The 12478-nt window shown below is 72.1% G+C and carries 11 protein-coding genes and 2 tRNA genes; 10 read left to right on the plus strand and 3 right to left on the minus strand.

Annotated features, from left to right (window positions below; translation table 11 throughout):
• Positions 1 to 268: 268 nt before the first annotated feature.
• A complete protein-coding gene (locus tag IEY30_RS00005; RefSeq protein WP_081920312.1) occupies positions 269 to 1198 on the minus strand; it encodes a 3-methyladenine DNA glycosylase in 930 nt (309 codons plus the stop codon).
• Positions 1199 to 1266: 68 nt separating this feature from the next.
• On the opposite strand from IEY30_RS00005, the gene IEY30_RS00010 reads away from it, so the two are divergent.
• From IEY30_RS00010 to IEY30_RS00050, 9 genes are all read left to right on the plus strand, one after another.
• On the plus strand, positions 1267 to 2736 hold the full coding sequence (locus IEY30_RS00010; RefSeq protein WP_030146717.1) for a nitroreductase family protein: 1470 nt from the start codon (positions 1267 to 1269) through the stop codon (positions 2734 to 2736).
• Positions 2737 to 2778: 42 nt separating this feature from the next.
• A complete protein-coding gene (locus tag IEY30_RS00015; protein WP_030146716.1) occupies positions 2779 to 3558 on the plus strand; it encodes a fumarylacetoacetate hydrolase family protein in 780 nt (259 codons plus the stop codon).
• A gap of 23 nt (positions 3559 to 3581) precedes the next feature.
• Entirely contained in the window at positions 3582 to 3761 is a 180-nt protein-coding gene (locus tag IEY30_RS00020; protein ID WP_156035071.1) for a hypothetical protein, read from the plus strand.
• Between the two features lie 334 nt (positions 3762 to 4095).
• The gene (gltX, locus tag IEY30_RS00025) at positions 4096 to 5547 is read left to right on the plus strand and encodes a glutamate--tRNA ligase (protein WP_043415946.1); all 1452 of its coding nucleotides are present in this window, start codon (positions 4096 to 4098) and stop codon (positions 5545 to 5547) included.
• Positions 5548 to 5558: 11 nt separating this feature from the next.
• Positions 5559 to 6203: a GNAT family N-acetyltransferase gene (locus tag IEY30_RS00030; RefSeq protein ID WP_052358230.1), complete on the plus strand. Its 645-nt coding sequence runs from the start codon at positions 5559 to 5561 to the stop codon at positions 6201 to 6203.
• Positions 6200 to 6952, plus strand: a complete 753-nt coding sequence (locus tag IEY30_RS00035; protein ID WP_030146713.1) for an HAD family hydrolase — start codon at positions 6200 to 6202, stop codon at positions 6950 to 6952. Before IEY30_RS00030 ends, IEY30_RS00035 begins: the two co-directional genes overlap by 4 nt.
• A gap of 57 nt (positions 6953 to 7009) precedes the next feature.
• A tRNA-Gln gene (locus tag IEY30_RS00040) sits at positions 7010 to 7081 on the plus strand.
• A 91-nt stretch (positions 7082 to 7172) separates the two neighbouring features.
• A tRNA-Glu gene (locus IEY30_RS00045) sits at positions 7173 to 7245 on the plus strand.
• Between the two features lie 134 nt (positions 7246 to 7379).
• Positions 7380 to 9107 carry an alpha/beta hydrolase gene (locus tag IEY30_RS00050; protein WP_052358228.1) on the plus strand — a complete coding sequence of 576 codons (1728 nt, stop codon included), beginning with the start codon at positions 7380 to 7382 and terminating at the stop codon, positions 9105 to 9107.
• Here the strand turns inward: IEY30_RS00050 and IEY30_RS21705 are convergent.
• Positions 9092 to 10468 (minus strand): bifunctional lysylphosphatidylglycerol flippase/synthetase MprF, encoded by a 1377-nt coding sequence (locus tag IEY30_RS21705; protein ID WP_052358226.1) that lies wholly within the window; start codon positions 10466 to 10468, stop codon positions 9092 to 9094. The genes IEY30_RS00050 and IEY30_RS21705 overlap by 16 nt on opposite strands.
• A 115-nt stretch (positions 10469 to 10583) precedes the next feature.
• Here IEY30_RS21705 and IEY30_RS21710 point away from each other — a divergent pair, with 115 nt between their 5' ends.
• Positions 10584 to 11120, plus strand: a complete 537-nt coding sequence (locus tag IEY30_RS21710) for a hypothetical protein (protein WP_052358224.1) — start codon at positions 10584 to 10586, stop codon at positions 11118 to 11120.
• Positions 11121 to 11408: 288 nt separating this feature from the next.
• Here the strand turns inward: IEY30_RS21710 and fgd are convergent, their stop codons facing one another.
• The gene (gene fgd / locus IEY30_RS00060; protein WP_030146711.1) at positions 11409 to 12416 is read right to left on the minus strand and encodes a glucose-6-phosphate dehydrogenase (coenzyme-F420); all 1008 of its coding nucleotides are present in this window, start codon (positions 12414 to 12416) and stop codon (positions 11409 to 11411) included.
• Positions 12417 to 12478: the final 62 nt, after the last annotated feature.

The raw sequence follows: 12478 nt of genomic DNA on the forward strand, positions 1-12478 counted from the left end.
GGCGCGCCCCACACCGTCCGAACCACCACCCCCACCGGACACACCTACACCTCACACGCCCCACCCCTGCTGCCGGGACGTCTCCCCGGACGACAACCCGACCCCGCCGAAGTCAGACGCACCGTCGACGCACCGATCAGCCTCCTCGAACGCAGCCTCGCCCTAGCGCTCGCCGCCTGACTCTGCTCCGAACCCCCAGCTCAGAGCTGCTGGGCCAGTCCGATGACGTGACCCTGCAGTTCAGCGACCAGGATCTGGGCGAGGGAACTCAGCCTCGGCGTGACGGTTCGCCGTCCACGCGCGTCTCGGCCTCCGCGCCCGACGCAGCTGCCTCGAGCCCCGGGATGGCGTCGATCGCCTCGACGAGACGGGCACGCAGCGCCTGGCCCCGGACCGAGAAGCCGCGCTGCGCGGCGGCATACTCCGCCTTGCCCTCGGGTGTCTCGATGCGCACGGGCTCGTAGCCGAGCTCGCGCAGGTCGTAGGGGGCGGCGCGCATGTCGAGGGACCGGATGTCGCGGGCGAGCTCGAAGCAGTCCATGACGAGGTCGCTCGACACCGCGGGCACGAGCTTGTGCGCCCACTTGTAGAGGTCCATCCCGGCGTGGAGGCACCCGGGCTGCTCGAGCGCGGGCTGGCTCTCGCGGGTCGGCCTCAGCGCGTTGAGCGGCTCGGCGTCAGGGGTGAAGAAGCGGTAGGCGTCGAAGTGCGAGCACGCGACCTGGTGGCTCTCGACGACCGCGTCGGTGCCCGCGGCGCCGAGGCGCAGCGGCCAGCCCGCGTGCCTCACGTCGGACGGGTCGAGGCGGTAGACCATGGCCCACTCGTGCAGCCCGAAGCAGCCGAACCGCCCGGGGCGCCCGGCGGTGCGCACGAGCAGGTCCCGCACGAACCGCACCGTGTCGCCGCGGGCGGCGAGGAAGGCGTCGGCGTCCACGTGCACGCGGTCGTCCTCGACGGCGTAGAACCGCCAGTCGCGGTGGGGTGACCTGTCGGCCCCCGCGAGGGCGACGCCTGCACCGGGGTGCCAGCGGCGCAGCTGCGCCGGCTTGAACGAGTAGTACGTGAAGAGGAAGTCCTCGACCGGGTGCTTGCGGTGGTCGCGTCGGCGGGCGAGGTGCGCGGCGGTGGCGGCGTCGACCCGTGCCTCGTGCGCGGTGGTCCGCTCCCGCCACTCCGACTCGTCCAGCACCTGCACCCCACGAGGGTAGGCGATGTTCGCGCCGGATCCGCCCACGCCGAGGGCCGACGGAGCACGATGGGCCCATGGCTCCCGACGTCGAACGGCCCACCCATCTGCTGCACCGGCTCACGTCCTACTCCCACGAGCGCGAGTGGACGGAGGTGCCTGCCGACGACCGCCTCGTCCAGGACCTCGTCCCGAACGACCTCACCCGTCGTCCGCGCTGGTACAAGGACTACGACGACGACCTGAGCCGAACGCTCCTGCCCCAGGAGCTGCCCGGGACGACCGAGCCGGCCACGAGCGTCCTCGCGGGCACCGCCGACGTCGCACCCGCCAGCCTCGACCTCCCGGGCCTTGCCCGCCTGCTCTTCCTGTCGGCGGGCGTCACCCGGCGCACGACCCGTGCCGACGGCGGCACCAACCTCTTCCGCGCCGCCGGCTCGGCCGGAGCGCGCTTCCCGCTCGAGCTCTACGTCGCGGTGCCGCGGGGAGCTGCGGCCGACCTCCCGGGCCTCGCGCCCGGCGTGCACTGGTACGACCCCGAGGCGCACGCGCTCGTCACCGTCGGCCCACCGCCGACCGGTGACTCGACGACCCTCGTCGTCACCGGCATCCCGTGGCGCACCGGCTGGCGCTACCGCGAGCGCGGCTTCCGCCACATCTACTGGGACGCCGGCACGATGCTCGCGCAGACGCTCGCCCTCGCCGACGCCGCCGGAATCCCGGCGCACCTCCTCACGACGTTCCCTGACGCCGAGGTGGCCGTCCTCGTCGGTGCGGACCGCGTGCACGAGTTCCCCGTGGCGCTCGTCGTGCTCGGCGACGGACGGCCCGCGGTCCATCCCACCGGCGACGCGCTGCCCGGACGCCACGACGCGGACGGGCTCGAGTTCCCGCTCGTGACGGCCGCCCAGCGAGCGGGGGAGCGCGACGTCCTCGGCGCGCCGCACGCCCGTGGCCCGGCGGTCCCCGTCCTGTCGACCGACCCCGGGCCGAGCACCGACGCGGTCGTCGCGAGCAAGGGCTCGATCCGCCGTCTGCACCGCGACCGCTCGGTGCCACGCGTCCTGCTCGTCGACGCCATGGCTGCCGCGACCCGGGGCGTCGACGTCCCGCACTGGGTCGGGGTCAGCGCCGTCGACGGCGTGCCCACCGGCATCCATCGCTGGCCCGACGTCGCCGACGCCGTGCGTCCGCTCGACGAGGCGACCCTGCGCGACGAGCTCTTCGCCGCGTCGCTCGAGCAGGGGCTGGCCGGCGACGCGGCGTTCGTCGCGATGAGCGGCATCGACCTGGCGACGCTCGACGACCACGACTACCGCGACGCGCAGCTGCTCTCGGGTCTCGTCGAGGGACGCCTGCACCTCATGGCGTACGCATTGGGCGCCGCGGCCTCGGGCATGACCTTCCGCGACTCCGACCTCGCCGACCTCCTCGGCGCCGACGTCGCCGGTCTGCTGTGGACGTGCGTCGGCGTGCCGGAGTACCGCACCCGCCCCAGCGGCCAGCCGGGGTCGCCGGCCGACGTCACCATCGTCTGGCCGCGCTGACCGTCCTCCGCAGGGGAGCGTGACCCGTCGTAGGGTGGGCGCGTGCGCATCGCGAGGTACACGACCGGGGACGACCCGGCATACGGAATCGTCCAGGGCGACCCCGGGAGCGAGGTCATCACGCCGTTGGCGGGTGACCCGCTCTACATCGGCCTCCAGCCGAGCGGGCAGCAGCCCGTCATGCTCGAGGACGCCCGCCTGCTGGCGCCGGTCATCCCGCGCTCCAAGGTCGTCGCCATCGGCAAGAACTACGCCGACCACGCCAAGGAGATGGGCGGCGAGGCACCGGCCGAGCCGATGATGTTCTTCAAGCCCAACACCGCCGTCGTCGGGCCGTTCGACCCCGTGGTCCTGCCGGCCGGCAGCGACGAGATCTCCTACGAGGGCGAGCTCGCCGTCGTCATCAAGACGATCACCAAGGGCGTCAAGGCCGAGAACGCCGCCGAGTGCATCTACGGCTACACCATCGCCAACGACGTGACGGCCCGTGACTGGCAGCGCAGCGACGGACAGTGGGCGCGCGCCAAGGGCTTCGACACGAGCTGCCCGCTCGGCCCGTGGGTCGAGACCGAGCTCGACCCGGCCGACCTCTCGATCCGCACGACGCTCGACGGCGAGCTCAAGCAGGACAGCACGACGGCCGACATGATCCACGGCATCGCCTCGATCATCGAGTACGCGTCCGCCGCCTTCACACTGCTGCCGGGCGACGTCATCCTCACCGGCACGCCCGCCGGCGTCGGGCTCGTCGAGGCCGGCCAGCAGGTCACCGTCGAGATCGCCGGCATCGGCTCTCTGACCAACACATTCGTGCGTCGCTGACTCCATCTCGTAGGGTTTATGTCATGGAAAAGGACGAAATGAACCCTCAGACGTCGGCAGGATCCGGCGAGACGGCCGCCGACCGCGGCTACATCGGTCGACACGCGCGCCCGGGCAAGCCGGACCAGGGCCCCGACGCGGACGCGACGTACGACGCGCGGCACGACGACATCGACGGTCCTCCCGGAGCCGTGAAGGCCTGAGCGCCTGCACCCACAGCGTTTCCGCGACGCCGCCCGACCCCACGGTCGGGCGGCGTCTCCGCGTCCGGAGCGCCGCGACGCGCCCACTAGGCTGGGTCGCACCATGAGCGACAACAGCAACAGCACCGGTATGCCGTCTTCCCCCGTCCGCGACGCCGCTTCCGCAGCGCTCGACCAGAGCTCCGCCCAGCAGGCCGAGCAGGTCGAGCAGGCCCAGCAGGTCGAGGTCCGCACCGGCGCGACCCAGCGCGTCTCGACCTCCGACGGCTCCGGCCCGGTGCGCACCCGCGTCGCGCCCTCGCCAACGGGCGACCCGCACGTCGGCACCGCCTACATGTCGCTGTTCAACCTCGCCTTCACCCGGCAGCAGGGCGGCCAGTTCGTCCTGCGCGTCGAGGACACCGACCGGGCGCGCTTCCGCGAGGACTCCGAGGCGCAGCTCTACGACACCCTCGCCTGGCTCGGGCTGCACTGGGACGAGGGCCCCGACCTCGGTGGGCCCTTCGCGCCGTACCGCCAGTCCGAGCGCCTCGACACCTACCGCCCCTACGTCGACAAGCTCCTCGGGGACGGCCACGCCTACTACTGCTGGTGCTCGACCGAGCGCCTCGCGCAGATGCGTGAGGTCCAGCAGAAGACGAAGCAGCCCACCGGCTACGACCGCCTCTGCGTCGGCAAGACGCGCGAGGAGCGCGCCGCGCTGCCCGGCTTCAGCGAGACCCCCGTCGTGCGCATGCTCGTGCCCGACGACGTGCCGCTCGTCTTCGACGACGTCATCCGCGGCAAGGTCTCGGCGCCCCGTCCCGACGACCAGGTCATCCTCAAGGCCGACGGCTTCCCGACCTACCACCTGGCCGTCGTCGTCGACGACCACCTCATGGGCATCACCCACGTCGTGCGCGGCGAGGAGTGGATCAGCTCCACGCCGAAGCACATCCTGCTCTACCGCTGGCTCGGTCTCGAGGCGCCGAAGTTCGCGCACATGCCGCTGCTGCGCAACACCGACAAGTCCAAGATCTCCAAGCGCAAGAACCCCGCCGCACGGCTGACGTGGTTCCGCGAGCAGGGCTACCTGCCCGAGGCGCTCGTGAACTTCCTTGCGCTGCTTGCCTATCCGCCGCAGCAGGACGCCGAGGGCGCCGACGTCGAGGTCTTTACCTTCGAGGACTTCAGCCGCACCTTCGACTGGGCCAAGGTCAACCCGATCGGCCCGATCTTCGACCTCAAGAAGCTCGACTGGCTCAACGGCGTCTACATCCGCTCGCTCGACGTGGGCGAGTTCGCGAGCCGGCTGCTGCCCTACCTCATCGCCGAGGATGTCCTCGGCGAGACGCAGTCCCTCGGTGAGCTGGCCCGGCTCAAGGCGGTCGCCGAGCTCATCCAGACGCGCATGGCGCACCTCACCGAGGCGCCGGCGCTCGTGCGCCCGTTCTTCCTCGGCGACGACCAGCTCGTCATCGACGAGGACGCCCGCGCCCAGCTCAAGGACGACGCCCCGGCGGTCCTCGACGCGGCCCTGAAGGTGCTCGGCGACATCGACGACCACGGCGCCGGCGTCCTCGGCACCGGGAGCCCCTGGAACGCCGCTGGCATCGAGGAGGCACTGCGTGCCGCGATCGTCGACGGACTCGGCATCAAGCCGCGCTTCGCCTTCGGCCCGCTGCGCACCGCCGTCTCGGGCGCGCGCATCTCGCCGCCGCTCTTCGAGTCGATGGAGATCCTCGGCAAGACCTCGACCCTGAGCCGTCTCCGGTCGCTCCGAGACTCGCTCCAAGACTCGCTCTGAGGCAGGTGGGCGTGGAGGACTGGTCCTGGCCGCTGCACGGCATCCGCCTGCGCACGGCCGACCTCGACCTTCGGGTCATGACCGAGGCCGACCTCCCGGTCCTCTGCGCCCTCCTGCCGGACGACCTCTCGATGAACCCGCACGCGACGAGGTATGCCGGTCTCGACGACCGCGCGAACCGTCGGGCGGTCCTCGTGCAGGGCTACTGGCGCGCCCTGGGCCTGTGGTCGCCTGACGACTGGGCGCTGCCCTTCGTCGTGCGATCCGGTGGGGACGTCGTCGGGGCCCAGTGGCTCGAGGGTCCGGACTGGCGCTCCGACCACGCGGTCGACTCGTCGTCGTGGCTCGTTCCCACGGCGCGGGGGAGGGGCCTCGGCAAGCAGATGCGGGCGGCCGTGCTCGCCCTCGCCTTCGGCCCGCTGCGGGCCGAGACCGCGATCAGCTCCGCCGTCGTCGACAACGCCTCGTCCCTGGGCGTCTCACGTGCCCTCGGCTATCGCGACACGCACCGCTCGGTGCTGGAGCACTCGGGGGAGACGCTGCAGCACGTGCGGCTGACGCAGGCGAGCTGGCTGGCGTCGGACCACGCCCGGGGCATCCGTGTGGAGGGTGTCACGCCCGCGCTGCCCCTCTTCGGGATCGTGGACCCGACGTGAGCTCCCCGTCCGTCACGAGCGCCCTCGACGGCGCCCAGGCGTTGCTCCTCGACGTCGACGACACGATCGTCGACACGCGGGAGGCGATGGTCGACGCGGGCACGCAGGCCGCGGCTGCGATCTGGCCGCACCGGCCCGACGAGCACCGGGCCATGGCGCAGCGCTACTACGACGACCCCGAACGCTGGTTCCCGCGGTACGCGTCGGGGGACGTGGCGTTCGAGGTGATGCGGGCCGGGCGGCTGGCCGAGGTCGCCGCCGCGTTCGGGCTCGCGGTCCCCGACGGGGCCCACCGCTCCTACGAGGAGGCCTACGCGCCCGCTTTCCGGCGCGCCCAGCGGCTCTTCCCCGACGTGCCCGACCTGCTCGTGGCGGCCGAGGGTGCGAGCCTTCCCGTCGCCCTGCTGACGAACTCGGCCCAGGCGCCGACCGAGGTCAAGCTCGAGGCCCTGGATCTCGCCGGACGGTTCGACGTCGTCGTGACCACCGACACCCTCGGCTTCGGCAAGCCCGACCCCCGCGTCTACCTCGAGGCGTGCCGGCTCGTGGGCGTCGAGCCCGGGCGGGTCGTGTGCATCGGCGACAACCTCGAGTGGGACGTCCTCGGCGCCGAGGCAGCCGGTCTGCGTGCCGTCTGGCTCGACCGCGAGGGCCGCGGGACCTCCGAACCGGTCGCCTCCGTGCGGGACCTGGACGAGCTGACAGCGGTGCTCGACCGCCGATTTGGGCCACCGGCAGGAGACCGGTAGTATTCCCATTCGGTTCACCCCGTACGGGTCGCAAGGCCAGCTCGGAGTGAAACCCCTTGGGGTATGGTGTAATTGGCAACACTACGGTTTCTGGTTCCGTCATTCTAGGTTCGAGTCCTGGTACCCCAGCTCTGGTTCACGGCAACGTGGACCGATTCGGAGAAATCCAGCCTTCACGGTAAGGTTTCTTCTCGTGCCGAGTCCGCTCGGCACCGCTCACGGCCCCGTTGTGTAGCGGCCTAGCACGCCGCCCTCTCAAGGCGGTAGCGCGGGTTCGAATCCCGTCGGGGCTACGTGATGCTCGGAGGAGCAGCAGAAGACCCCGGTCCACACGGACCGGGGTCTTCTTGCATGTCAGGGGTGCCCGTGCGCCACTCGCCATATGCTGGCGCTCGTCATTGGCCACGCCGAGCAAGGAGCAGCCGCCATGACCGCACCGACCACCGTCGCCCCTCCGGCGGTCCGGGCCCGGCGCCGCCCCTGGCGGCCGACCCTCGGCGCTCCACGGCGCGTCCTCGACACGACCTTCTCCGGCGTGGGCCTCACCGTCGCTGCCTGGTTCTTCGCGCTGTCGCTGCTGCCCTCGCTGCTCCCACGTGCCGCCATGGTGCAGGGGATCGTCTCCGGCGCCACGGTGATGATCGGCTACGGCATCGGAGCCGGCACCCAGGCGCTCTGGCGCTACCTCGGGATCCCGAGCGTGCCCGGCCGCACGCGCCGGGTCCTCGTCGCGGTCTTCGTCGGACTGGGTCTCTGGGCTGCCGTCTTCACCGGCTGGCGCCAGGTCGGCTGGCAGAACGAGATCCGCACGCTCTACGGCATGGAGCCGGTCTCGCCGACGGTGTGGCCCGTCATCATCGGCCTCACCGTGCTGCTGGCGGTGCTCATCCTCGTCGTCGCACGCAGCCTGCGCCTGCTCTTCCGCACCGTCTTCGGGTGGCTCGGGCGACGCCTGCCGCGCCGGGTCGCGGTCGTCGTCGGGTCGGCCGTGCTGCTGGCGCTCATCTGGTCGCTGCTCACGGGCGTCCTCGTCAACGGCTTCTTCGCCGTCGCCAACAACATCTTCGCGCCGCGCGACACCCTCATCGCCGAGGACATGCGACGCCCCACGGAGCCCGAGCGCTCGGGCAGCCCGCAGTCCCTGTCGAGCTGGGAGCTGCTCGGCCGCCAGGGCCGCTACTTCGTCGGTGGTGGCCCGACCGTGAGCGACCTCGACGCCGCCAACGGTGGCGGGGCCAAGGAGCCGATCCGGGTCTATGCCGGTCTCCGCTCGGCCGACAGCGTGCAGAGCCGTGCCGACCTCGTGCTCGCCGAGCTGCGCCGCACCGGGGCCTTCGACCGCAAGGTCCTCGTCATCGCCACGACGACCGGCACCGGCTTCCTCGACCAGAACGGCACCGACCCGCTCGAGTACCTGTGGAACGGCGACACGGCCATCGCCGGCGTGCAGTACTCCTACCTGCCCTCGTGGATCTCGCTCCTCGCCGACCAGGACGCCGTGCGCGAGACGTCGCGCGTCGTCTTCGACACCGTGCACCAGTACTGGTCGACGCTTCCCGCGTCGAGCCGGCCGAAGCTCTACCTCTACGGGCTCTCGCTCGGCTCCCTCGGCGTCGAGAGCATCCTCAGCTCCATCAACGTCATCAACGAGCCCATCGACGGCGCCCTCATGTCGGGGCCGCCGTTCGTCAACGAGATGCACTCGCGCCTGACGGCGCAGCGCCAACCCGACAGCCCGGCATACCTCCCCGTCTACGAGGAGGGGCGCACGGTCCGCTTCACGGCCGAGCAGAACGGGCTCGGCCGGGGCGCCCCGGACTGGGGGCCCACGCGCCTCGTCTACCTCCAGCACGCGAGCGACCCCATCGTCTTCTTCTCGCCGAGCATGGCCTTCACCTCGCCCGAGTGGCTCAAGGACGGCGAGCGGGGCCCGGACGTCTCGGCCCGGATGGGCTGGTTCCCGCTCGTGACGATGTGGCAGGTCCTGCTCGACCTGCCCGGCGCGGGCAGCATCCCGATGGGCTACGGCCACCTCTACTCCGCCACGTCCAACCTCGAGTCCTGGGTCGCCGTGACCAACCCGGCCGGCTGGACGCCCGAGAAGACGGCCACCCTCGCCTCGCTGCTCGAGAAGCGCCCCTACAAGGACACGTGATCCTCGTCCCGGCGGGACTGGAGCCCGGCTCGGGCCAGGTCGCGCAGGGAGGCACCTGGCAGGTAGGCCGACGTCAGCGCCAGCCCGATGCGGGGGAGCGCGGCCTCGTCGGGGAAGACGAGGTGCACGGGCTCGTGCCGCGGCCGGAACTTCTGCTTGAAGCTCTCGAGGGACCGGAAGCCGTAGAGCGGCTCCATGGCCTCGCCGAGCTGGTCGAGCAGCCGCTCCAGCGCGGCTCGCTCGGCCGTGCCGTCCCCGGAGTGGGCGAGGGGCGCACCCGAGAGGGAGACGAACGAGGCGCCCTGCTCGCGAAACGACAGGCAGGCGCTCGCGATGAGGAACTCCGTCACCGGGCGGAAGCCGTCCGGCAGGCGGCGCATGACGTCGAGGGTCCAGCCGCGGACCTCGCCGCCGGGTGAGTGGACGGGCAGCCACGACGTCACGCCGTGCACCGTCATGTCGGCGTCGACCGCCAGCCCGACGACCGTGTCGGGGTCGAGCGCCTCGTCGACCCCACCGAGCGTGAAGCCCATCTCGGGCAAGCCCTTGTCGGAGACCCAGAGCTCGGAGATGGCCCGGACCTGCGAGAGCAGACCCCGCGGCATCTCGGCGAGCCGGCCCTCCCGATAGGTGATCCCGTCCTTGGCGGCGCGGTTGAGCGCGGTGCGCACGCTCTGCCACGACTTGCCCTTGAACTCGAGGTCGGGCAGGTCGATGATCGCCTCCTCCGCGACGAGCACGTCACGCCGGCCGTGCGCCCGCCCCCAGTCGGCGACCTCCTGCGTCACGGAGAAGAAGCACACCTTGAGGCCGTGGGTCTCCTGGTCGTCGACGAACGCCTGGAGCACGGTGGCGCGCGTCTGCGGGTGGGCCGCGACCGGGTCGCCGAGCGCGATCGCTGTCCCACGGTGCACCTGGAAGGCGATGTAGCCGAGCGGGGTGCCGTCGGGGTCGCGGTGGATGAACCAGTGGTTGTCGGGCCACGTGCCCATCCACGACATGGTGGACCCGCCGTGGGTCTTGAGCAGGCCGATGGCGGTGTCCCGGTCGCTCGAGCCGGTGGCGAGCTCCGCGCGCCGACGACGACCCGAGCGGGCCTGGAAGGCGGCCCGGCCGGCGACGAGCACGACGAACTGCAGGACCCACAGGACGCTGTCCACGACGAGCTGCGGCAGCGAAGACACGACGTCGCCCTGCGCGTCGAGCTGGTCCGGGGCAAGCAGCTCCAGCACGAGGGCCGTGAGCCCGACGAGCACCGAGAGCGATGCCAGGGCGACGGCCAGCTGCCACGTGCGCCGCGACCCACGCCCGAGCCCCCACGCCAGGGCCAGCGAGATCGCGGCCCCCACGAGGACGGTCAATGGCGTCGGCGTCGGCCGTCGAGGCGCCGAGGGGTCCGTCGGACGGGGTGAAGTAGAGCAGGATGCGCACGACCGCCGACACGACGAAGAGCGTCGAGGCGATGATCCGCCACTCGTGGCGGCTGAAGGTCGGCAGCTCGAGCCGCGGCCTGCGACCGAGGAGCACCGGGCCCAGGGCGAGGCCGACGAGGATCGCCAGGAGGTGCTCGACGTCCCAGAGCAGCCCGACGTAGAGGAGCGCCAGCGTGGCGTAGAGGCTCAGCACGAGCCGCAGCCGCCCACGCCACGGCGGGACGAGGGTCGCGCTGGCAGCCGCGACGGCGGCCAGCGCGCCCGCGCTGAACCCCACGTCGACCACGGCTGCCGTGCGGTCGGCCCACGCCCAGGTGGTCTGCGACAGGACGAGCAGCACGAGCGCGGCGCCGAGGACGCCGACGAGGTGCCCGGCCACAGAGGCCAGGGCCGCGCGGCGGGTGCCCAGCCGCAGCTCGGACCAGCCGAGCATCAGCAGGGCGCCGCCGGCGACCGGGAGGTACTGGGCGGGCACGAGGGCGAAGAACGCCCCGCTGACGGGCGTCCACCATCGGGCCAACTGCAGCGCTGGCAAACCGTAGGCCACGGTGTCGAGCAGCTCGCGGTCGCGCAGCGGTGACCACAGCGACCGGGTCAGGATGCCCAGGACGAGCATGGTCGCGACGACCGCCAGCGTGAACGGAACGCGCCGGGCCAGCCGCGTCAGGCGGGCCCATGTCGCCGCGCCTGTCGCCCCGCCTGTCGTCACGCCCTTCGGCGCCCCGGTCGGTTGTGCCGCCATCCATGCCACCCCCAGAGGGCGCGGGGTCCACCGCACCCTCTGCAGGATGCTAGTGGCCGCGCGCCCGCAGTGGACGTGGTTGCGCCGGACGAGGTGGCGCCCCTCGGTGTCAGGCCGGGAGGGGTGTCAGCCCAGCTCCCGCAGCCCCGGCAGCACGTCGGCGGAGAACTGCTCGAGGAACCGGCCCTGGTCGTGGCCCGGCGCGTGGAAGACGAGGTGGTTGAAGCCCCAGTCGACGTACTGCCGCACCGCCTCGACCGCCTCGGCCGGGTCGCTCGTCACGATCCACCGCTTGGCGATCTCCTCGTCGGGGAGCTCGTCGGCGAGGCGCTCCATCTCCATGGGGTCGTGCACGCCGTGCTTCTGCTCGGCGGTGAGCGACAATGGCGCCCAGAAGCGCACGTTGTGCAGGGCCTGCGCGGGGTCGCGGTCGTAGGAGAGCTTGATCTCGATCATCCGGTCGAGGTCGTCCCTGGTGCGCCCCGACTTGGCCAGCCCCTCGGCGACGGCGGGGAGCAGCTTGTCCTCGTAGAGCTCACGGCCCTTGCCGGACGTGCAGATGAACCCGTCACCCGACCGGCCGGCATACCTCGCGACGAGGGGCCCACCCGCGGCGACGTAGACGGGCACGGGCTCGTCGGGACGGTCGTAGACCGACGCGCCGTGGGTGCGGTAGTACTCGCCCTCGAACTCGACGCGGTCCTCGGTCCAGAGGCGACGCATCAGGGTGACCGCCTCGCGCATCCGGGCGAAGCGCTCCTTAAACTCCGGCCACGGCGAGCCGGCCGCGCCGACGGCGACCTCGTTGAGGGCCTCGCCCGTGCCGATGCCGAGCACGACGCGTCCGGGGTGCAGCGCGCCCAGCGTGGCGAACGCCTGGGCCACGACCGCGGGGTTGTAGCGGAAGGTCGGCGTCATGACCGACGTGCCGAGCACGACCCGCTCGGTGCGCTCGCCGGCGGCGGCCAGCCAGCTCATCGCGAAGGGGGCGTGCCCGCCCTCGTGGCGCCAGGGCTGGAAGTGGTCGGAGATGAAGACCGAGTCGAGCCCGACCTCCTCGGCCTGCACGGCATACGTGACGAGGTCGCGGGGACCGAACTGCTCCGCGGACGCCTTCCAACCAACCTTGAGCACAGTGCCTCCTGGGGTGACCTGGGTGTCAGGTCAGCCTACGGCCGCGCCGTGACGCGCCTGCC

Source organism: Terrabacter tumescens, from assembly GCF_014646815.1.
Lineage (GTDB): Bacteria > Actinomycetota > Actinomycetes > Actinomycetales > Dermatophilaceae > Terrabacter > Terrabacter tumescens.